Source organism: Tenacibaculum sp. IMCC1, from assembly GCF_054906355.1.
Map to the genome: position 1 here is coordinate 135,057 of NZ_CM142818.1, position 20,975 is coordinate 156,031.

At 31.4% G+C, this 20,975-nt stretch carries 20 protein-coding genes; 14 read left to right on the forward strand and 6 right to left on the reverse strand.

Annotated features, from left to right (window positions below; translation table 11 throughout):
• Positions 1-37: 37 nt before the first annotated feature.
• Genes ACXIHB_RS00640 through ACXIHB_RS00650 form a run of 3 tightly spaced genes read right to left on the reverse strand, consistent with a single transcriptional unit; the run spans position 38 to position 5,225 of the window.
• Positions 38-2,029, reverse strand: coding sequence for a toxin-antitoxin system YwqK family antitoxin (locus ACXIHB_RS00640; RefSeq protein ID WP_462098645.1), 1,992 nt, complete (start codon positions 2,027-2,029; stop codon positions 38-40).
• A 15-nt stretch (positions 2,030-2,044) separates the two neighbouring features.
• Positions 2,045-3,688: an acyl-CoA carboxylase subunit beta gene (locus tag ACXIHB_RS00645; protein WP_047789107.1), complete on the reverse strand. Its 1,644-nt coding sequence runs from the start codon at positions 3,686-3,688 to the stop codon at positions 2,045-2,047.
• 58 nt (positions 3,689-3,746) lie between these two features.
• On the reverse strand, positions 3,747-5,225 hold the full coding sequence (locus ACXIHB_RS00650; protein ID WP_281979925.1) for a helix-turn-helix domain-containing protein: 1,479 nt from the start codon (positions 5,223-5,225) through the stop codon (positions 3,747-3,749).
• A 155-nt stretch (positions 5,226-5,380) separates the two neighbouring features.
• On the opposite strand from ACXIHB_RS00650, the gene aceB reads away from it, so the two are divergent.
• Both aceB and ACXIHB_RS00660 read left to right on the forward strand, forming a co-directional pair.
• A complete protein-coding gene (gene aceB, locus ACXIHB_RS00655) occupies positions 5,381-6,976 on the forward strand; it encodes a malate synthase A (RefSeq protein WP_167713591.1) in 1,596 nt (531 codons plus the stop codon).
• A 137-nt stretch (positions 6,977-7,113) separates the two neighbouring features.
• The gene (locus ACXIHB_RS00660; protein ID WP_159614786.1) at positions 7,114-8,745 is read left to right on the forward strand and encodes an isocitrate lyase; all 1,632 of its coding nucleotides are present in this window, start codon (positions 7,114-7,116) and stop codon (positions 8,743-8,745) included.
• A gap of 193 nt (positions 8,746-8,938) precedes the next feature.
• On the opposite strand, the gene ACXIHB_RS00665 is transcribed toward ACXIHB_RS00660, so the two are convergent.
• Together ACXIHB_RS00665 and ACXIHB_RS00670 are read right to left on the reverse strand one after the other, a co-directional pair.
• Positions 8,939-9,331 (reverse strand): cupin domain-containing protein, encoded by a 393-nt coding sequence (locus tag ACXIHB_RS00665; protein WP_462098646.1) that lies wholly within the window; start codon positions 9,329-9,331, stop codon positions 8,939-8,941.
• Positions 9,328-10,287: a bifunctional helix-turn-helix transcriptional regulator/GNAT family N-acetyltransferase gene (locus ACXIHB_RS00670; protein ID WP_462098647.1), complete on the reverse strand. Its 960-nt coding sequence runs from the start codon at positions 10,285-10,287 to the stop codon at positions 9,328-9,330. Before ACXIHB_RS00670 ends, ACXIHB_RS00665 begins: the two co-directional genes overlap by 4 nt.
• A gap of 158 nt (positions 10,288-10,445) precedes the next feature.
• Here ACXIHB_RS00670 and ACXIHB_RS00675 point away from each other — a divergent pair, with 158 nt between their 5' ends.
• From ACXIHB_RS00675 to ACXIHB_RS00730, 12 genes are all read left to right on the forward strand, one after another.
• Positions 10,446-10,796, forward strand: a complete 351-nt coding sequence (locus ACXIHB_RS00675) for a DoxX family protein (protein ID WP_047789103.1) — start codon at positions 10,446-10,448, stop codon at positions 10,794-10,796.
• Positions 10,796-11,206: an OsmC family protein gene (locus ACXIHB_RS00680; RefSeq protein ID WP_462098648.1), complete on the forward strand. Its 411-nt coding sequence runs from the start codon at positions 10,796-10,798 to the stop codon at positions 11,204-11,206. Before ACXIHB_RS00675 ends, ACXIHB_RS00680 begins: the two co-directional genes overlap by 1 nt.
• On the forward strand, positions 11,207-11,737 hold the full coding sequence (locus ACXIHB_RS00685) for an NADPH-dependent FMN reductase (protein ID WP_073183765.1): 531 nt from the start codon (positions 11,207-11,209) through the stop codon (positions 11,735-11,737).
• Between the two features lie 17 nt (positions 11,738-11,754).
• On the forward strand, positions 11,755-12,186 hold the full coding sequence (locus tag ACXIHB_RS00690; protein WP_253057332.1) for a (4Fe-4S)-binding protein: 432 nt from the start codon (positions 11,755-11,757) through the stop codon (positions 12,184-12,186).
• A gap of 2 nt (positions 12,187-12,188) precedes the next feature.
• A complete protein-coding gene (locus ACXIHB_RS00695) occupies positions 12,189-12,470 on the forward strand; it encodes a GNAT family N-acetyltransferase (RefSeq protein WP_073183761.1) in 282 nt (93 codons plus the stop codon).
• A 94-nt stretch (positions 12,471-12,564) separates the two neighbouring features.
• Complete coding sequence (locus ACXIHB_RS00700) at positions 12,565-12,813, forward strand: glutaredoxin family protein (protein ID WP_047789098.1); 249 nt, start codon at positions 12,565-12,567, stop codon at positions 12,811-12,813.
• Positions 12,814-12,862: 49 nt separating this feature from the next.
• Entirely contained in the window at positions 12,863-13,303 is a 441-nt protein-coding gene (locus ACXIHB_RS00705; protein ID WP_082118638.1) for a MarR family winged helix-turn-helix transcriptional regulator, read from the forward strand.
• Positions 13,304-13,507: 204 nt separating this feature from the next.
• A complete protein-coding gene (locus ACXIHB_RS00710) occupies positions 13,508-13,981 on the forward strand; it encodes a hypothetical protein (protein WP_462098649.1) in 474 nt (157 codons plus the stop codon).
• Between the two features lie 126 nt (positions 13,982-14,107).
• Positions 14,108-16,132, forward strand: a complete 2,025-nt coding sequence (locus ACXIHB_RS00715) for an NADPH-dependent 2,4-dienoyl-CoA reductase (RefSeq protein ID WP_047789095.1) — start codon at positions 14,108-14,110, stop codon at positions 16,130-16,132.
• A gap of 136 nt (positions 16,133-16,268) precedes the next feature.
• Complete coding sequence (locus ACXIHB_RS00720; protein ID WP_239180883.1) at positions 16,269-16,445, forward strand: CAL67264 family membrane protein; 177 nt, start codon at positions 16,269-16,271, stop codon at positions 16,443-16,445.
• Positions 16,446-16,464: 19 nt separating this feature from the next.
• Positions 16,465-18,156 (forward strand): energy-dependent translational throttle protein EttA, encoded by a 1,692-nt coding sequence (ettA, locus tag ACXIHB_RS00725; protein WP_047789093.1) that lies wholly within the window; start codon positions 16,465-16,467, stop codon positions 18,154-18,156.
• A gap of 330 nt (positions 18,157-18,486) precedes the next feature.
• A complete protein-coding gene (locus ACXIHB_RS00730) occupies positions 18,487-19,932 on the forward strand; it encodes a hypothetical protein (RefSeq protein WP_167713596.1) in 1,446 nt (481 codons plus the stop codon).
• 544 nt (positions 19,933-20,476) lie between these two features.
• Here ACXIHB_RS00730 and ACXIHB_RS00735 read toward each other — a convergent pair.
• The gene (locus ACXIHB_RS00735) at positions 20,477-20,929 is read right to left on the reverse strand and encodes a hypothetical protein (RefSeq protein ID WP_047789091.1); all 453 of its coding nucleotides are present in this window, start codon (positions 20,927-20,929) and stop codon (positions 20,477-20,479) included.
• Between the last annotated feature and the right edge of the window lie 46 nt (positions 20,930-20,975).

A 20,975-nucleotide genomic window follows, 5' to 3' on the forward strand; every position in this document is an offset into this window, starting at 1 on the left:
GCTTGGCAAATGTAACTAATGCTATAAAATATTGCAATTAAAAATGTTTTTTGAAAATTACATCACCTGTTTGTTTATCATAAGCTTTCCAAGTTCCACTTTTCTTATCATTTTTATAATGCCCTTTAACTTTTACGTTTCCGTTTTCATAATAGGACTTATAAGAACCATCTTTTAAGCCATCTTCTAAATCAACTTCAAATTTTAGTTTTCCGTTTTTATAAAACTCTTTGTATGATTTAGCGCTTAGGTCAGAAGGATGTATTGGCGGAAGCTTAAAAAATGTTGTGGAATTTTGAGTACTTGTAGAATCTTTGTGGGGAGCTAACTCTAATAGTAGTTTCTCTTTTAATTCTTTATCTTTTTTAGTGTTTATATCAATGTTTTTAGGATCTTCAAAAACAAGAGAAATATTACTTTCAAATAAGTCATCAGAAGCAATTAGCTGCATTCCAATTTGTGAAAAGCAAGTAATATAAGGTTTGTTTTTTTGAAGTTCACGTCGAGTTTTGTTATCAACTAAACTTAAAAGATCTTTGTAGGAATTTGGAGTGTTTACATAAGCAAAGACACTAGATTTTTTCTCAAAATGATAATTAAAATCATCGAATTTTTCAGAGTTTTCTAGGGTGTATCCTATTAAGTGGTTGTTAATAATTTCTTTAATAGTATTTGGACTAGTACTAAAAACTACAAAATCATCAATAATGGTAAAGTAAGGTTTCTCCATCTTAGAAAACATGTTTCCTGCTAACATTTTAAAGAATCCTTTTAAATCAAAAAAGTTAATAGGATAACCTCTGTAATCGATTTGCTTGTATTTTAAAGGGGTATTTTCTTTAATTTTTGAAAGGACAAGCTGAAGATTTTCTTTAGCATCATCAATATCATCAGCTTTAATAATAGCAGCGATATCTTTCTTGTTTTTTGAAAGCTCAGTGTTAAAATGAATTAAAGCTATTTCACTACCAATCCAACTATAAATGTTTTCAGAAACATTAATATCTAATTTATCCTCAATCATCGCAAGTTGATCAGAATACACCTTAAAATCAGCAGGATTTTCTTGTTGGAGTTTCTCTAGATTACTATTGAATGTTTTGAAGTTATCAAAAGCAAAACTAAGGTATAAAGAGGTGTTCTTTGGAGCTACTTTAGCAACGCTACGCTTACCAGCCCCAGACTTTTGTAATACCTTTAAATAAGTTTGTGAATTAGTGTCAACGTTTGTGTAACCAGTAGCTTGAACGATAACTCCTTCCACAATGGATATGTCTAAACCAGAGTAGAAGAATGCTTCTTTATTTAAAAAATCTAAATTGCTAGAACTGGTAAAACAATTTAAATAATCTTTTAGATATTTATGTTGTAAATAGATATTAAAAAATCCATCAGTATCTGTTTTCTTTTTTATTTCTATAAAATTTATATCTCGTCCAATAACAGGATTCAAGTATTGGTCAATTGATTGTTCAACCAAAAGGTGAGTATAAGAAGCTATAACTTGGTTTTTAATAAAAGAAAGGTGTAAAGTTTCTCTAGTCTTCTTATTATACAGTTCTATAATTTCGTGTTCTTTGTATACTCGTTTCGTTACCTTATAGTCTTCTCCAGCCAAATTACTTATAGCTCTTTTTAGAAAAATAAGTTTAGAGAATTTTTGTAAATCCGCAACGTATAATAACCCATATTTTCTAGGACTAAATACATGTACTGAAATAACCAGATTACGTTCCCCAATAAAGTCAAAAATTTCCTTTTTTGCTTTAAAAGTTTCATCTAAACTATGGAGGTCTTCAGATAGTTTATTGATTTGTTGATTCTTTTGAAGATGCGTCCAAATTTCACTTGAGCTTATTTCATCCCAAGTGTCAATAGGTCTTTCAGTATCAACTATGAAAACAGCATCATCAGGAACTAGGTAAATAGACTTGATATTATCATTTTCAGATAAGGTGAAAATATACACTTGATAGATTACAAAGCCTATAACAAGGGCAATAATGCCCCAAAACACTTTCCTCTTCATGCTGTTTTCTGTGTTTTAAACTTGTAAAACTCCTAAATTAAAAGGCTTTTCAATAGGAGCGTGGTCAGCAGCTTCTATTCCCATAGAAATCCATGTTCTGGTGTCTAGAGGATTAATTACAGCATCAGTCCAAATTCTTGCAGCAGCATAGTAAGGAGATATTTGATTATCGTATCTCGATTTAATTTTATCGAATAATTCTGCTTCTTTTTCAGGAGTAATTTCTTCTCCTTTTTTCTTTAAAGCAGCTGTTTCAATTTGTAATAATACTTTGGCAGCAGAGGCTCCACTCATCACAGCTAGTTCAGCACTTGGCCATGCAAAAATAAGACGAGGGTCATAGGCTTTACCACACATAGCGTAATTTCCTGCACCGTACGAGTTACCAATAACTACCGTAAATTTAGGAACTACAGAATTACTAACAGCGTTTACCATTTTAGCACCATCTTTAATAATTCCGCTATGTTCAGATTTACTACCTACCATAAATCCAGTAACATCTTGTAAGAAAACTAACGGGATTTTCTTCTGGTTACAGTTGGCAATAAATCGAGTAGCTTTATCAGCTGAATCGTTATAAATTACCCCACCAAATTGCATTTCGCTAGGTTTAGTTTTGGCTCCTTTTGATTTTACAATTTTACGTTGGTTAGCAACGATACCTACTGCCCATCCATCAATACGAGCATATCCAGTAATAATGGTTTGACCATAGCCTGCCTTGTATTCTTCAAATTCAGAATTATCAACCAAACGCTTGATGATTTCCATCATGTCGTATTGCTCATTACGAGCTTTTGGTAAAATTCCGAAAATATCATCTTCATTTTCTTTTGGAGGAAAAGCTTCTTTACGATTAAATCCAGCTTTGTCATAATCTCCAATTTTATCCATTAAGTTTTTAATGGTATCTAAAGCATCTTTATCATCTTTTGCTTTATAATCGGTAACCCCAGATACTTCACAATGTGTAGTTGCTCCACCTAATGTTTCATTATCAATAGTTTCACCAATAGCGGCCTTAACTAAATAACTACCCGCTAAGAAAATACTTCCTGTTTTGTCTACAATAAGTGCTTCATCACTCATAATAGGTAAGTAAGCACCACCAGCAACACAACTTCCCATAACGGCAGCAATTTGGGTAATTCCCATGCTACTCATTACCGCATTGTTTCTAAAAATTCTTCCGAAATGTTCTTTATCAGGAAAAATTTCATCCTGCATTGGTAAATAAACCCCAGCAGAATCTACCAAATAAATAATAGGTAGTTTATTTTCAATTGCTATTTCTTGAGCTCTTAAATTTTTCTTTCCTGTAATAGGGAACCAAGCGCCCGCTTTTACGGTAGCATCGTTAGCAACAACAATACATTGCTTACCGCTAACATATCCCATTTTTACAACCACGCCGCCTGAAGGACATCCACCATGTTCTTGATACATGTCTTCACCTGCAAAAGCAGCAATTTCGATAGACTTAGACTTATCGTCTAATAAATAATCAATACGTTCACGAGCTGTTAATTTTCCTTTCTCATGATGTTTGTCAATACGTTTTTGTCCACCGCCTAATTTAACTTTGGTTAAGCGTCTACGTAAATCTGATACTAAAAGTTTATTGTGGTCTTCGTTTTTGTTGAAGTTAAGATCCATGGTAAGTTATTTGTTTGCGTGTGCTAAAATAAGAAAAACAACGTACAAAACAAGGTGTTTAGGTGTACGATTGAATGATGTTTTCAACAGTATTTTCTATTTCTTTATTTCTAGATTGTTTTAGTAAAATATAAGGTTCTGCCACCCGTTCATTACAGTTTTGTACTGCGCATGTTTCACAAGTAACACCTACTGTTTTTTTAGTGAAAGTATCTTCATTAAAAAAATGAAGTTTTCTTTTTAAGTGTGGAGAAAGCAACATACCTATGCTAACACTACGATTAATTTTTTCTTTAAAAGGATCGGCAGTAGCTGCAGAAAGAACTAAATACTCCTTTTGAGAATTTTCGTATGACGAAATTTGAATTCCGTAAGCAGATTTTTTTTCTTCTGAAATTTCTAAATCCTGAATTGTTTTAATGGCAATCCATCTTCTGCAATAATGTTCATTGTTACGATTGGCGTGAGGAGACTGTTGTTGTGTAATATGTAGTTCTTTAGAAAGTCTATGTGCCAGAGAACCTTCTTTATGAGTAAAACGTAAAAAGAAGAGGTTCTTAATATTAAAATGTCTTGGTAAAATGTTCGTTAAACGTTGATAAAACGTTTCGTCAGAACAATTATAACTTCTAATAATTTTGTGCAATTGTATAGGTTGCCAAGTTTTTAAAGAAAAAAGTTGTGTTAGTTTTTGAATTAAATCATCTTTCGGAATAATTAAAGCACCTGCAAAGTAAGAAGCTACAAAATTATTTAATACTTCATCAAAACTGTCAAATTTAATCCATGGAAATGTATATAACCTGTTTTCAATTTGTAAATAATTATAAGCTATTTCTTTGGCAAAAATGAATGTTCTCTGTGCTTCGTTTATATCGTTATATATAAGAAGTGTTTTGTTTTTTGGAATATAGATGTTTCTTAATTCAGATAATTTTTGATGTTTAGATAGTTCTTCGCTATCAATCGTATAACCGTATTCTTCAATTAAAATTTCTTCTAAGTCTTTTGAAGAAATAGGTTTGTTTGGATTGATTTGATAAGCCTTAATAAAATCTGTAACCTTTGTTTCAATATCCTCAAAATAGTTGTTGTGTGCTTCTTGGTACGAACGTAATGCAGCAAGAAAAAAGCTTTCTCTTGTTAAATTGTAGTTTTGAGAAATCTTAATAATGGTACTTATAAAAGCATTAACCTTTGCAGGAGCATTGGCAATGATGTCAATTAGATTATTTTCTTTAATACCAAATAGGTCAAGAGGAATCTCTTTTAAAATTTTCGATTGTAAAATTTCACCAATAGGGGCTAGGTTTTTATCTAACTTTAGAGATACCAAATGATCATAAGGTACTTCTAGCTTCTCAGAAAGAATAACAATTTTATCAGTTTTTGGATACTTTTTTCCTTTCTCAATTTCGTTTAAATACGATTTTGATAATCCTGTTAGTTTAGCTAATCCAAAGAGTGATAGGTTTTTATCTGTACGTATTTGTTTCAGTTTTAACCCAAAAACTAATCTGATATATTCTTCTTCCAATGTGTTTTATTAAAATATTCGTAATTCAAAGGTATAAAAATTAGCGAATTAATAAAAATTTGTAATCTATGTGTTTTTAGCGAACGTTCGCTTTTTTATTTAAGTTCTTTTTTTTAATATTGGACTGTCAATCAATAAGTAAAAAATAAATAGATATGAATCAAGATGTTTTAGCAAAAGAAATTCAATGTGTAGGTTTTGATCAAACCGAGTATAAAAGTGTTTTGACCAATGAAGCCAAAGCATTTTTAATTCAACTTCAAGAAAAATTTAATCCTCAAAGACTTCAATTATTAGCTGAAAGAGAAATCGAACAAGCTTATTTTGATGCAGGAAACTATCCTTCTTTTCCTTTGGAAACGAAAGAGATAAGAGAGAGCGATTGGGTATGTGCTCCGTTACCTGAAGATTTGTTAGATAGGAGAGTAGAAATTACAGGGCCAGTAGAGCGTAAAATGATTATCAATGCATTAAATTCTGGAGCAAAAACGTTTATGGCAGATTTTGAAGATAGTAATTCGCCTACAATTCAAAATATTTTAGATGGTCAGGTAAACTTACGAGATGCAGTAAATAAAACAATTTCATTTTACAACGCTGCAAAAGATAAAAGCTATGAGTTGAAAGACAAAGTAGCTACCTTGTTAGTAAGACCAAGAGGATTGCATTTAAATGAAAAACATTTGTTGATTGATGGTGTAGAAATGTCAGGTTCTTTGGTTGATTTTGGATTGTACTTTTTCCATAATATCAAAACCTTACGAGAGCAAGGAAGTGCAACCTATTTTTATTTACCTAAACTAGAACACTACAAAGAAGCACGTTGGTGGAATGATGTTTTTGTATTTGCACAAGAGTATATGGAGGTACCACAAAAAACCATTAAAGCAACAGTATTAATAGAAACAATTACGGCAAGTTTTCAGTTAGATGAAATTATTTATGAGTTAAAAGATCATATGGCTGGCTTAAATTGTGGTCGTTGGGATTATATCTTTTCATACATTAAAAAGTTCAGAAATCATTCTGGTTTTATTGTGCCAAACCGTTCACAAGTAACCATGAGTAGCCCATTTATGAAGGCGTATTCGTTACGAGTTATTCAGTCGTGTCACAAACGAGGTGTACATGCTATGGGAGGGATGGCTGCACAAATTCCAGTAAAGAATAACGAAGCGTTAAATAAAGAAGCTTTTGCAAAGGTTAAGAAAGATAAGGAGCAAGAAGTTAGGAATGGTCATGACGGAACTTGGGTGGCGCATCCTGGTTTAGTAGCAATTGCAATGGACGTTTTTAATACAACAATGCCCAATGCGAATCAGATAGATAAAAAGCTAGAAGATCTAACAATTACAGAAAAAGATTTAGTAGAATTACCAGAAGGTACTATTACTGAGCAAGGAATACGAGAAAATATCAATGTTGGTATTTTGTATGTAGAGTCGTGGTTAATGGGACAAGGAGCAGCTGCCTTGTATAATTTAATGGAAGATGCAGCAACTGCTGAAATATCTCGAACACAAGTATGGCAATGGTTACATAAAAACGTAATGCTTGAAGATGGTAGAACGTTTACAGAAGGAATGTATGAGCAATTTAAAAAAGAAGAATTAAAAAAAATAAAAAGTTATGTAGGTGAAGACAGATACAATAACGGAAAGTTTGAGTTAGCTATTCAATTATTTGACGAGTTGATTTTAAACAAAGAATTTGTAGAGTTCTTAACCTTACCAGCATATAAATATTTATAGAGAAAAGCAATTTAAATTAAAGACTAAACTTGAAATATTTAAATCTCGATTATCGAGAAAAAAGCCCCCAAAAATGCGGCAACATTTAAGAGGGCAAGCTATCAATAAAAATTAATAACCTTATCAATTACAAAATTATGAAAAATTTAGCACACGCTAATTATAGTTCTGCTTTACAAACAGTAAAAGAATTAAAGAAAAAGTTTGGATCAACTTGGAATTCAGTTTCTCCAGAGAATGCTGCTAGAATGGTAGCACAAAACCGTTTTAAAACAGGTTTAGATATCGCTAGATATACCGCTGCAATTATGAGAGAAGATATGGCGGCTTACGATGCAGATTCATCTAATTATACACAGTCATTGGGGTGCTGGCACGGGTTTGTAGCACAACAAAAAATGATTGCAGTAAAAAAACATCACAAAACAACAAGTAAACGTTATTTATATCTTTCAGGATGGATGGTAGCTGCATTGCGTTCAGAGTTTGGTCCATTGCCAGATCAATCGATGCATGAAAAAACAGCGGTTCCTGCGTTAATTGAGGAGATTTATGATTTTTTACGTCAAGCAGATGCTATTGAATTAAACGATTTATTTAGAAGATTAGAAAACGGAGAAGATGTACAGAGTGAAATTGATAATTTTGAAACACATATAGTTCCAATTATTGCTGATATTGATGCTGGTTTTGGAAATGAAGAAGCTACGTATTTGTTAGCTAAAAAAATGATTCAAGCTGGTGCTTGTGCTATCCAGATAGAAAATCAAGTTTCAGATGCTAAACAATGTGGACATCAAGATGGAAAAGTAACTGTACCACACGAAGACTTTATAGCAAAATTAAATGCAATTCGATATGCCTTTTTAGAGTTAGGAGTGGAAGATGGAGTTATAGTAGCAAGAACTGATTCAGAAGGAGCAGGATTAACTCAAAAATTACCCGTAAGTCAAGAACCAGGAGATTTAGCCTCTCAATATTTAGCATTTGTAGAAGCTGAAGAAATTACAATTGATGAAGCAAAAGAAGACGATGTATTACTAAAACGTGATGGAAAGCTAGTGCGTCCTGTACGTTTGGCTAATGGTTTGTATAAGTTTAGAGAAGGAACGAATATTGATAGGGTAGTGCTAGATTGTATTACAAGCTTACAAAACGGAGCCGATTTGTTATGGATTGAAACACCTACACCACACGTTGGTCAAATAGCTAATATGGTAAATAGAGTGAGAGCAGTAATACCAAATGCGAAATTGGTATACAACAATTCGCCATCGTTCAATTGGACGTTAAACTTCCGTAATCAAGTGTATGATGAAATGGTTGCAGAAGGAGAAAACATGACAGGGTACGACAGAAATAATTTAATGAATGCGGCTTATGATGGTACAGAATTGTGTCATAGAGCGGATGAGAAAATCCGTACTTTCCAAATAGATGGGGCAAGAGAAGCAGGTATTTTCCATCATTTAATCACCTTACCAACATACCATACAACAGCGCTACATATGAATGATTTAACAGAAGGTTATTTCGGAGAAGATGGAATGTTAGCGTATGTAAGAGGAGTACAACGACAAGAAATTAGAAAAGGAGTTTCTTGTGTAAAGCATCAACGAATGGCTGGTTCTGATTTAGGAGATGATCATAAAACTTTTTTTGCTGGAGATAAAGCGTTAAAAGCTAGTGGAGAAAAGAATACATCTAATCAATTTGAAGTAGGGGCAAAAGATAAAGGGATAGAAGAAGAAAGTGCCGTAGCAGTATAAAAAATCTTAGTTGTTTGTAAACTTCCTGTTATGTTTGGTTTGTTTCAATTGTTTGTTTGCATAGCAGGAATTTTACATACTAATTTGATAGTATGAGTTTATAATTAGCAGTTGTAAATTTTATTTTGATGTAGTTAGCTCTCTTTTTAAAAGAGAGCTTTTTCGTTTTGATAATAATGTTTCAATAAGAGCTTTAATATTTTTGATTATCAATAGATTTAGTGATAGGAGTAATTAGGTCACCAGTATGTTTGGTAGATTTTGTTTCAATAAGCATAATTAAACAATCTTCCGAAGAACTAACTCTGTGATTTACACCTCTAGGAACTACAAATAAATCACCTTTTTTCATCGTAAAACTAGGTTGATTTTCTATTTCCATTAAAAGTCTTCCATCGATAATATAAAAAAGCTCATCTTCATTTTCGTGATTATGCCACGGAATATTTTCCCCTTTAATTTTGGCGAGCTTAACATATTCATTGTTAACTTCAGAAATTATTTTAGGAGAAAAGTAATTTTTCAATTTTTCAGCTTCCTGTAGGATGTTAATTGTTTGAGTAGTATCCATATCGTAAGTTATCAAGACTTTGTTTTTAATTCCATTTTAATATTACAACGTTCGTATGGGCAGTCTTCTTCCACAGGAATTTCTAAAAAGCCGAATTTTCTATAAATGTAAATAGCGTTTTCAAGTTTAGTGTTTGAGTATAAAACCAATTTATCAAACTGTTTGTCTTTTGCAAAATCAATACAATGTTGCATGAGTTGTTGTCCTATTTTGTAACCCCTGTGTTTTGGTGAAACAGCCATCTTTGTTAATTCATAAATATTAGGTTCACTCATAGGCATTAAAGCTACAGTACCCACAACTTCATTATTTAATTTAGCAAAGAAAATATGTCCTCCTTTGTCAATAATATATTTGTGAGGATTGCTTAAAACTTCTTCATCATAAGGTTCTACGTAGAAAAATGTTTGTAACCATTCAATGTTCAGATTGTAAAAAGATGAGTTGCATTCTTCCTTAAATGTGGTAATCGTTACAGTACTTTGTGTTGTATTCATTTTTATATGTTCTATAATAGCTTCGCTGAAAGACTTTTCATCGAACTTAGTCTCTAATTCATTTATAAGTTCAGTTAGTGATTCAGCCTTTATATTAGTGTACTTTTTAATAGTGTGTTCAATGCTGTTCCATATAGGGGTTACATTCTCTATGAGCTGCTTTCCTTTGTTAGAAACAAAAACAACTTTTTTTCGCTTATCCAATTTGTCTTCTTTAAGGGAGATAAGTCCTTTTTTATGAAGCTTATTAATAGCTTGAGTAGTAGCAGGCTGCGATGTTTTTAAACTGTTGGTAATCTCAGTATTAGTAACACCATCTTTGTTTTTTATAATTTTAAAAGTAGGAAATAGGTAAGGGTCAAAATCAATATTAAACTCATCGTACACCAATTGTGTTTCGCGCATCATGTATTCGCTAGTCCTTTTTAACCTAGAACCTAATCCAATTTCTCCTAATCCTTTAAGTGCGTCCATTTTTAATAAATATAAGTACTTATATAAATACAAATATATGTTTTTTTTGATTTATAATCCTTGTGTATTATTATTGATAAATGTCTAGGTGATATTTACCATGGAAAATAATAAAAACATTTTTATATATTTGTAAATGAATTTTAATAACAAACAAAATGAAAAGAGATAAAATTATTTTTTATGTAGCTACAGGGTTATTAACATTATTAATGTTTTTTTCAGCAGGAATGTATTTTTTTAATCATGCAGAAGTAGCTAAAATGTTTACAGCATTTGGGTACCCAACATACATTATTTACCCATATGCAGTAGCTAAGCTGTTAGGTTTAATAGCTTTATGGTTTTTTAGAGGAAAGTTTTTAAATGAATGGGCGTATGCAGGTTTTTTCTTTGCATTTATTCTAGCTTTTTTTGCTCATTTTATGATTGGTGATGGAGAACAAACAGGAGCTGTAATAGCAATCGTACTATTAATAGTTTCGTATATTTATAGTAAAAAAATATAATGAGCAACAATCCAATAGCAACAGTTACTTTAACTGACCGAAATTACTTAGCAGAAGCAAAAATGAGAAATCATTTTGCTGTTATTGATGAGCCTTTAGACAAAGGAGGAGACGATAATGGACCAACTCCAGTAGAATATTTACTAACTGCAATTGGTGGATGTGTGTCTATTACTTTGAGAATGTATGCAGAGAGGAAAGGATGGGACTTAGGAAAAGTTACAGTAAATGTTAGCCAAAAAGAAGAATTAACTCCAGAAGGAATTAAAAAATTATTAGTAGAAGAAATTTCATTCGAAAAAGAAGTTACAGAAGAGCAGCATACTAAACTATTAGAAATAGCAGGTAAATGCCCAGTAGCTAAAATGGTGAAAGGTGAAACAGAAATTGAGTCAAAAATAACAACATAGATGAAAAAAATAATCGCTTTCGCAGGTAGTAACAGCAAAAAATCAATAAACAAACAATTAGTAACATATGCTTCTAGCTTATTAGGTGGAATTGAAGTTTCAGTATTAGATTTAAACGATTATCCATTACCTATTTATGGAATTGATAAAGAAATAGAAGAAGGTGTACCAGAAAATGCCGCAATATTTCTAGAAAAAATTAAAGAAGCAGATGGAATAGCTGTATCGTTAGCAGAACATAATGGTAATTTTACGGTAGCTTTTAAGAATATTATAGACTGGATGTCGCGTATAGAACAAAAAATATGGCATAATAAACCAATGCTATTATTATCAACTTCTCCTGGAGGTAGAGGAGGGGCGTCGTCAATGGCAATAGCTAAAAATGGATTTCCTCATATGGGAGCAAATGTTATAGCAGATTTTTCTTTACCGAAATTTTATGATAACTTTAATGACGGAAGGATTGTAAATGAGGAGTTTAATGAAGAAATAAAAGAAGCAGTTACAACTTTCCAAAAAGCAGTATAAACATAAAATTTTAAGTTATGTCAGAAGCAAAGGAAATTGTAAAGAACTATAGTAATAATGATATTACTGTAGTTTGGAAGCCAAACAAATGTATCCATTCAAAAAAATGTTGGAAAGGTTTGATACAGGTTTTTAATCCACAAAATAGACCTTGGATTAAGATGGATGGAGCTACTACAGAAAGAATTAAAAAGCAAGTAGAGGAATGCCCATCAGGAGCTTTATCATATATTTCAAAAAGAGAAGGGAGTCAAGCAGCAGCTCATACAGAAACTAAGGTAGAAGCATTAGAAGATGGTCCTTTATTAATTTACGGAACTCTGCATGTAACTAATCCGGATGGTACAACAGAAAAGAAAAATAAAACAACTGCTTTTTGCAGGTGTGGGGCTTCTCATAACAAACCATATTGTGATGGTACACATGTAAAAGTTGAGTTTAAAGGGTAATTATGAAAGTACAGCAAGAAGACAATGATAAAAAAGGAGAGTTCTATATTGAAGTTGAAGGGAATAGAGCTGCTTTAATGACGTATACTTGGGCAGGTAAGGATAAATTAATTATAGATCATACTGAAGTTGGTGATGATTTAAGAGGAAAAGGAGTAGGATATAAGTTGGTAGCAGCCTCGGTAAATTTTGCTAGAAGTAAAAATATCAAAATTCTTCCATTATGCCCATTTGCTAAATCAGTTTTTGATAAAAAGCCTGAATACTCAGACGTTTTAGCTTAAATAAAATTCCTTTTCAATATTTGTAAAGAATTTATATTCCTTGGTATATAAATGTGTGTTTTGTATTTTTGTACTCAAAATAAGGAGGTTAAAAATGAAGATAGTTTTATATGGTAGAAAAGGACATGCACATACAGTTGCATATAAAAACTTTTTAAAATCTGCAGAAGTACCATTTGAATATAAAGATGTTTCTGTTGATGATGAAGCAAAAGAACACACGAAAGAATTATATGAAGGTCAAGTTAAATATCCAACGCTATTTGTTGATGATGAAGTGTATCTGACACCATCATCAGATACTTTCAACAAATTAATGCAAGACTTAAAGTTAAAAGGATAATCTTATTTTAATAAAAAAGGCTAATAGCTAACAGCTAATTACCAAAGCAATGGGAGATATTTCAAAAGATATTAATTCAAAGTTTCCAAATAATAAAATTAAAGCGTTTATAAATATTAAATACACTGCCAATTGGATAAACAGTCAAGAAAATGAGTTTTTTAAGCAGTACAGTATTTCATCTCAACAATTTAATATTCTTCGTATTTTAAGAGGAGCAAAAGAAGCGATAAAAGTTCAAACAATAAAAGATAGAATGATTGAACGAGCTCCAAATGCTACGAGATTAATGGATAAATTATACGAGAAGAATTTAATAGATCGTGAAAGATGTAAGCATGATAGAAGAGTAGTTTATATAAGTATTACGCAACAAGGAAAAAAGTTATTAAAAGCAATAGATGATAAGTTACATTTAGATTTTATTGAAAATTTAACGGAAGAAGAAGCTACACAACTTAGTGGTTTACTAGATAAAATTAGACAATAGATTTTGTGTTTATAGTTAATAAAAGGGAAATATAGATTAAAAAATACGCCTTTTAAGAAATAGAAATTACATGAGTGTATAAAAAAGTTATTATCCTTTTAAAAATAAGAGGTTTATCTTGTGTTATAAGTAGTCTTTTACCTAGGTATTCCTAAATAATGCTTAGATATATTTGAGTTGATTAATTAACCCAAACTCAATTTTATGAAGACTTTAAAAACCCTAATGTTTGTAAGTATCTTTTTTATGGTATTTACATCATGTCAAAATGAAGAAACTGTATTATTAGACGAAACTCAAACAGAAACTTTAGATACTAAAGCAGCAAAATCAGCAGAAGACTTAAAGCTAGATTATCATGAAGATTACGGAGTAGTTAGAGCAGATGAATACCCAATGAATCCAAATGGGCTAGAAAAACCTACTTTAGATTTATTTTTAGAAAGAGGAAACCTTAAAAAAGAAGATTTAAAAAGTTACCGTATCGTAAAAGATGAATTTTCAGGTGTTGGTTTGGCAGAGCACAGAATGAAAGATGGTAATGTAATACAAGTACCTCATGAGTATCAAAGACAACCAGTTTACATGTTTGAAGCCGAATTAAACGATGGAACCAAAGTTAGGATTATTATAATCATTATATGTTCAAATGGTTTAATCATAATATTTTGGTGGTAAAAATACCCTAAAAGCATAAAAAGACCCTATACATTGTATAGGGTCTTTTTGTATAAAAAAAATATAATAAAAAATATGTATCTTGCAATTTGTTATGCATGCATAATATTTTATAAAAATTCAACAATGAAATACAAACATATTTTTGAGCCGTTAGATTTAGGTTTCACTACTTTAAAAAATCGAGTGTTAATGGGATCTATGCATACTGGTTTAGAAGAAGAAAAAAATGGAATTAAACGCATTGCTTCTTACTATGCAGAGCGTGCACGTGGTGGGGTAGGTTTGATTGTTACAGGAGGAATTGCACCGAATATTCAAGGATGGACAGCACCTTTTTCTGCCCGTATGAGTACAAAAAAGCATGCCCGTGAACACAAAGTAATTACAGAAGCAGTTCATAAAGAGGGAGGTAAAATATGTATGCAAATTTTACACTCAGGACGTTATGGATACCACCCATTTAATGTGGCACCTTCAAAAATCAAATCACCAATAACGCCTTTCAAACCATTTGCATTAAAGCAATCGGGAATACGAAGAACAGTAAAAGACTTTGTAAACTGTGCTAAATTATCACAAGAAGCAGGATATGATGGTGTAGAAATCATGGGGTCTGAAGGATATTTAATTAATCAGTTTATAGTAACGAGAACTAATAAAAGAACCGACGATTATGGAGGTAAGTATGAAAATAGAATTCGTTTAGCAGTAGAATTGGTTCGTAAAATTAGAGAAGCTGTTGGAGAGAACTTTATCATTATCTATCGTTTATCGATGCTAGATTTGGTAGAACAAGGAAGTTCTTGGGAAGAAGTAGTACAGTTAGGAAAAGAAATAGAAAAAGCTGGGGCTACTATTATCAATACAGGTATTGGATGGCATGAAGCACGAATTCCTACTATTGCAACCTCAGTACCTAGAGCTGCGTTTACTTGGGTAACCAAAAAAATGAAAGAAGAACTATCTATTCCATTAGTTACTTCTAACCGAATAAATATGCCAGATACTGCTGAAAAAGTTTTGGCAGAAGGACATGCAGATATGATTTCAATGGCACGCCCATTTTTAGCAGATCCAGAATGGGTAAACAAAGCTAAAGAAGAAAGAATAGATGAAATAAATACTTGTATAGCTTGTAATCAAGCTTGTTTAGACCATGCATTTCAAAAGAAAGTAGCAAGTTGCTTGGTAAACCCAAGAGCATGTCACGAAACAGAACTTAACTATAATCTAACTTCAAAAAAGAAAAAAATAGCAATTGTAGGAGCAGGACCAGCTGGTTTAGCAGCTTCAACAGTAGCAGCTCAAAGAGGGCACGATGTAACCTTATTTGATGCCGATAAAGAAACAGGAGGTCAGTTTAATATAGCAAAACAAATTCCAGGAAAAGAAGAGTTTTATGAAACCATTCGTTATTTTAATAAGCAATTAGAATTGCATAAGGTAAATGTAAAGTTAAACACAAGGGTTACTGCTGAAGATTTATACAATGGTAATTTTGATGAGGTTGTTTTAGCAACTGGAATTACACCGAGAACCCCAAGAATAGAAGGGGTTGATCATGAAAAAGTATTGAGTTATATTGATGTTGTGAAATTAAAGAAACCTGTAGGTAAACGTGTTGCGGTTATTGGAGCGGGAGGAATTGGTTTTGACGTTTCAGAATATTTAGCTCATGAAGGAGAGAGTACTTCTCAAAATATAGATGCTTGGTTAAAGGAATGGGGTATTGATAAAACATTAAAATCACGTGCAGGAATAGAAGGTGTTACTCCTGAAGTTCATCCTTCACCAAGAGAAATATATATGTTTAAACGTAGTTCAGGAAAGTTTGGAGGAAATTTAGGAAAAACTACAGGATGGATTCATCGTTCAGTATTAAAAAGAAAAAAAGTACAATTTATAAATGAAGTACAGTATACAAAAATAGATGATGAAGGTTTACACTATGTTCAAAATGAAGAACAAAAAGTATTACCAGTTGATAATGTAATTATTTGTGCAGGTCAAGTTCCATTTAAAGAATTGTTAGAGCCATTAGAAGCCAAAGGAATGAAAGTACATGTAATTGGAGGAGCTGATGTTGCGGCAGAATTAGATGCAAAGAGAGCCATAAATCAAGGAAGTAGATTAGCTGCTGAACTCTAGTAGTATATAAATTTAAAATCACTAAAAAAGTCTTGCCAATGCAAGACTTTTTTTATGCGTAAAACTACAGTGAATAAGTCTAAATAATTACCGATATTTGTAGCTCACATTTTATTGAAAAAAGTAAATTATGGCAATGAACAAAAACACTGTCCTAGGTTGGGCAACGCTTATAATGGTATTAATGGGGGTTTTACTTATTGGATTAGCAGTATTTAAATATGATGAAATAGCAGGGTATGGATTTGGAGCTGTTGGTTTAGGTTTTTTTGCAAATGCATGGGTGTTTAATGCCCTAAAAGGAAGAGTTTAATTAAAGAAAATATAGAGAAATGAGCGACGATAAAAAAGTCATTTTTTCAATGAATAAGGTCTCTAAGACCTACCAAAGTACAGGAAAACAGGTTCTTAAAGATATCTATTTAAGTTTCTTTTATGGAGCTAAAATTGGTATTTTAGGTTTAAACGGTTCAGGTAAGTCTACTTTGTTAAAAATTATAGCAGGAGTAGAAAAAAACTACCAAGGAGATGTTACGTTCTCTCCAGGTTATAAAGTAGGATATTTAGAACAAGAACCTCAGTTAGACGAAGATAAAACCGTTTTAGAAGTTGTTAAAGAAGGAGTAGCAGAAACAGTTGCTATTTTAGATGAATACAACAAAATAAACGATATGTTTGGCTTAGAAGAAGTATATTCTGATGCAGATAAGATGCAAAAGTTAATGGATCGTCAAGCTGAACTACAAGATAAGATTGATGCTTCTAATGCATGGGAATTAGATACCAAGTTAGAAATAGCGATGGATGCTTTGCGTACGCCAGAAGGAGATAAGAAGATCGGAGTATTATCTGGAGGAGAGCGTCGTCGTGTTGCTTTATGTCGTTTATTATTACAAGAACCAGAAATTTTATTACTAGATGAGCCTACCAACCACTTAGATGCAGAATCTGTACATTGGTTAGAGCATCATTTAGCACAATATAAAGGAACGGTAATTGCAGTAACACACGACCGTTATTTCTTAGATAACGTTGCAGGTTGGATTTTAGAATTGGATAGAGGTGAAGGTATTCCATGGAAAGGAAACTATTCATCTTGGTTAGACCAAAAATCTAAACGTTTAGCTCAAGAAAGTAAAACAGCTTCTAAGCGTCAAAAAACTTTAGAACGAGAGTTAGAATGGGTACGTCAAGGAGCAAAAGGTCGTCAAACAAAGCAAAAAGCACGTTTGAAGAACTACGAAAAGTTAATGAGTCAAGATCAGAAGCAGACGGAAGAAAAATTAGAAATATACATTCCTAATGGTCCTCGTTTAGGAACGAACGTAATAGAAGCTACAGGTGTTTCTAAAGCTTATGGAGACAAATTATTATACGAAAATTTAGAGTTCAACCTACCACAAGCCGGAATTGTAGGAATTATTGGTCCGAACGGAGCTGGTAAAACCACTATTTTCAGAATGATCATGGGAGAAGAAACTCCTGATGCGGGAAGCTTTAAAGTAGGGGAGACAGCTAAAATAGCTTATGTAGATCAGTCACATTCTAATATTGATCCAGAAAAATCTATTTGGGAGAACTTCTCTGAAGGTCAAGATTTAGTGATGATGGGAGGTAAACAAGTAAATTCAAGAGCTTATTTAAGTCGTTTTAACTTCTCGGGAAGTGAGCAAAATAAAAAGGTAGCAACCTTATCAGGAGGAGAGCGTAACCGTTTGCATTTAGCAATGACGTTAAAGGAAGAAGGTAACGTATTGTTATTAGATGAGCCAACAAACGATTTAGATGTAAATACTTTACGAGCTTTAGAAGAAGGTTTAGAAAATTTTGCAGGATGTGCTGTGGTAATTTCGCACGATAGATGGTTTTTAGATCGTATTTGTACACATATCTTAGCTTTCGAAGGAGATAGTCAAGTGTATTTCTTTGAAGGTTCTTTCTCTGATTATGAAGAGAACAAGAAGAAGCGTTTGGGAGGAGATTTAATGCCTAAGCGAATTAAATATAAGAAGTTAATCAGGTAAATAAAACATTTATAAAATAAAACTCGAAGCTATTAACTTCGAGTTTTTCTTTTTCAATAACAATCATCCCCTCAAATTGCAAAACTGTTTTAGTAGATAGTTTTCCATAGTAGTAGTTATTACGTTAATGTTTTGTTAGTAACAACTATTATGCCGAAATGAAAAATATTCAATAAAAATAGAATTAAATATTTTTTTAAATGTTTCAGAGGATTTTAAATGTAAAAAAAATAAATAATTAACTAAGTTTAACAAAATTTAAAATTTGCTGTGATAAAAAAAACAATAAAAATAATTGTAATAATAGTAGTCCTATTTTCAGTCTTAATTTTGAGTCTGAACTATATAGCAGCAGGTAAAATTGAAAAAAAACTGACAGAAACCTTAGTTAAAAAACATATTAATTATACAGGAAAAGTAAAAGCTAATGTATTATTAGGTAATATTAGTATTGATGATTTTTTTTTAGAAAAAGATAGTATACATCTTAAAATAAATAACTTAAGTGTAAAAGGAGTTTCTTATTATGCTTACTTTATTAAAGATAAACTATCAATCGATAAAATAGTCTTAAATAGTTCTATTATAAAAGGAAAAATACCTAAAGATATATTTAATGCTAAGGAAAAAGATACTATACATAAAAAAAAGAGAATGCCAATAACTATTGATGAGTTAGAAATTAAAAATTCAGCTTTAGCTATTATAAATGATAAAAATTACCCTATTACTATAGATAACTATAGGTTAAAACTTACAAAATTAGAATACTCAAAAGATTTAAAAACGACAATTCCTTTTCTATATGAAAAAATTTCATTGAAGCTTAATGCTTTTGATGCACAGGGTTCAGAAATTCAATCTTATAGCATAGCTAATCTTAAATTGGAGGATAATTTTCTTAAACTTGATAGTGTGAAAATTACTCCTCTTAAACCTAGAAAGAACTACATATATCATGTTCCTTATGAAAAGGATATATTAGATTTATTTATTAAAAAAATAGAAGTACCTAAAATAAAATTAACAAATAAAAAAAAGTTACTTTTTACTATTGACAAAATATTAATAAGTGATGGAGACTTTGGTGTATACCTAGATGCAACAGTTCTTAATCATAGAAACAAAAGAAAAGACTTATATAGTAAGAGTCTAAGAGAACTACCAATTAATTTTGTAATTGATAGTATTAAAATAAAGGATACTAAAATTACTTATGAAGAGCTAACTAATAAGGAAAGAAAAGCAGGATTGGTAAGTTTTGAAAACATTGATGCAATTGTAACTAACTTGACAAATGTTAAAATAAAAGATAGCATTCCAACTACAATTGTTAAGATTAAAAGTGACTTTATGGGAACATCTCCTTTATCAATTGATTGGAGATTCAATATAGCAGATGTTAATGATGCTTTTACAATTAAAGGAAAACTTTATGAAGTAAGTTCAAAAAATATAAACTCATTTATAGAGCCTGCACTAAATATAAAGTGCGAAGGTAAAATAGATAAGCTGTTTTTTAATTTTTATGGTAATGATAATTTTTCTAATGGAGATTTTGCTATAGCATTTAAAAACCTTGAGTTGAAAATGCTCAATAAGCAAAAAGGAGTAAAAAAAGTAGTTTCTTGGTTAGCTAATTTATTTGTGAAAAATTCTTCAAAAAATAAATTAGAAAAGGTAGAAATAAAAAACTTTGAAAGAGATCAAACTCGTTCTTTTTGGAACTTTTTGTGGAAGAATGTAGAAGAGGGGTTAAGAAAATCTTTGATATAAACTTTTTTATAGCCTTAAAAGGTTTTTATCAGCATTTCTAATAAATTGGTGGTATAGTTAGGTCAGGTAAGATATATTAGAAAAATAAAATGCAAAAAAATATTAAATAATAATTTCTTTAGATAAAAGTGTTATCAAGCTACTATAAGTAGAGCTGTTATGTAAACCTCACCTTATTATGGTGAGGTTTATAAATTCTTTAATATATTCTGATCACACGCTTTAAAGTATAAATTATATCTTAGGAGATGATTATGTTATTGACCACATATTTCATAAAAACCATTTACGCAACAAAGGTTGACCCCTAGAATACAATAAGATGGAAATTGAGGATCACTAGTACAACGATCCCCTAAAGAACATTCTTTCATATTATTTCCTCCAGTAATTAATTTTTGTTCATGGTTTTTTAAAACAGAACCTAATTTTAAAACATTTCTTAACATAAGTGTAAATTTTTATAATTTATAACAAAGTTAGATAATAGAGGTTAAGGAACTTAATTAAAAACCGTAATAATAGTAAGGAAATTACGTACTTTTTAACTATGAAAAGCAGCATTATGAACTAGCTTTCCACCACAACTCTTACATTGGCCTGAATTATCTGAACCAATAGTACAACCGTTAGAACAAGTATAATGATATTGTCCAGCTGCATTTGGACCAGAAGTGGGGGGCGTTACGGGTGTTGATATTGGTGAGTTTGAAGTTTTGTTTTGGGTATTATGAAAACCTTGGTTATGAGCAAGAGGAGTTTTACAAACAGGACAAGAAGTGCCTTGAACACTTGAAGTTCCTCCTTTACATTTGTTAGGGCATATATAATGTGCACCTCCAATAACATTAGTAGAAATATTTCTAGTATTTGGAAGTTTTGGTATAGGACGTTCGTTTAAGGGAACCGTTAATGGGTTTAAAGGAGTTTTTTTTTCTTCTGTTTTACAAGAATAAAAACAGCATAATAAAACGAATATTGGGAGTATTTTTTTCATATTCAAATATAAAAAAACCTCGCCAAAAATGACGAGGTTATAGTTA

Bases quoted from the DNA above. Each gene is read 5' to 3' on its own strand.
- ACXIHB_RS00640 (WP_462098645.1), bottom strand. From the start codon at position 2,029: ATGAAGAGGAAAGTGTTTTGGGGCATTATTGCCCTTGTTATAGGCTTT.
- ACXIHB_RS00645 (WP_047789107.1), bottom strand. From the start codon at position 3,688: ATGGATCTTAACTTCAACAAAAACGAAGACCACAATAAACTTTTAGTA.
- aceB (WP_167713591.1), top strand. From the start codon at position 5,381: ATGAATCAAGATGTTTTAGCAAAAGAAATTCAATGTGTAGGTTTTGAT.
- ACXIHB_RS00660 (WP_159614786.1), top strand. From the start codon at position 7,114: ATGAAAAATTTAGCACACGCTAATTATAGTTCTGCTTTACAAACAGTA.
- ACXIHB_RS00670 (WP_462098647.1), bottom strand. From the start codon at position 10,287: ATGGACGCACTTAAAGGATTAGGAGAAATTGGATTAGGTTCTAGGTTA.
- ACXIHB_RS00675 (WP_047789103.1), top strand. From the start codon at position 10,446: ATGAAAAGAGATAAAATTATTTTTTATGTAGCTACAGGGTTATTAACA.
- ACXIHB_RS00680 (WP_462098648.1), top strand. From the start codon at position 10,796: ATGAGCAACAATCCAATAGCAACAGTTACTTTAACTGACCGAAATTAC.
- ACXIHB_RS00685 (WP_073183765.1), top strand. From the start codon at position 11,207: ATGAAAAAAATAATCGCTTTCGCAGGTAGTAACAGCAAAAAATCAATA.
- ACXIHB_RS00690 (WP_253057332.1), top strand. From the start codon at position 11,755: ATGTCAGAAGCAAAGGAAATTGTAAAGAACTATAGTAATAATGATATT.
- ACXIHB_RS00695 (WP_073183761.1), top strand. From the start codon at position 12,189: ATGAAAGTACAGCAAGAAGACAATGATAAAAAAGGAGAGTTCTATATT.
- ACXIHB_RS00700 (WP_047789098.1), top strand. From the start codon at position 12,565: ATGAAGATAGTTTTATATGGTAGAAAAGGACATGCACATACAGTTGCA.
- ACXIHB_RS00705 (WP_082118638.1), top strand. From the start codon at position 12,863: ATGGGAGATATTTCAAAAGATATTAATTCAAAGTTTCCAAATAATAAA.
- ACXIHB_RS00710 (WP_462098649.1), top strand. From the start codon at position 13,508: ATGAAGACTTTAAAAACCCTAATGTTTGTAAGTATCTTTTTTATGGTA.
- ACXIHB_RS00715 (WP_047789095.1), top strand. From the start codon at position 14,108: ATGAAATACAAACATATTTTTGAGCCGTTAGATTTAGGTTTCACTACT.
- ACXIHB_RS00720 (WP_239180883.1), top strand. From the start codon at position 16,269: ATGAACAAAAACACTGTCCTAGGTTGGGCAACGCTTATAATGGTATTA.
- ettA (WP_047789093.1), top strand. From the start codon at position 16,465: ATGAGCGACGATAAAAAAGTCATTTTTTCAATGAATAAGGTCTCTAAG.
- ACXIHB_RS00735 (WP_047789091.1), bottom strand. From the start codon at position 20,929: ATGAAAAAAATACTCCCAATATTCGTTTTATTATGCTGTTTTTATTCT.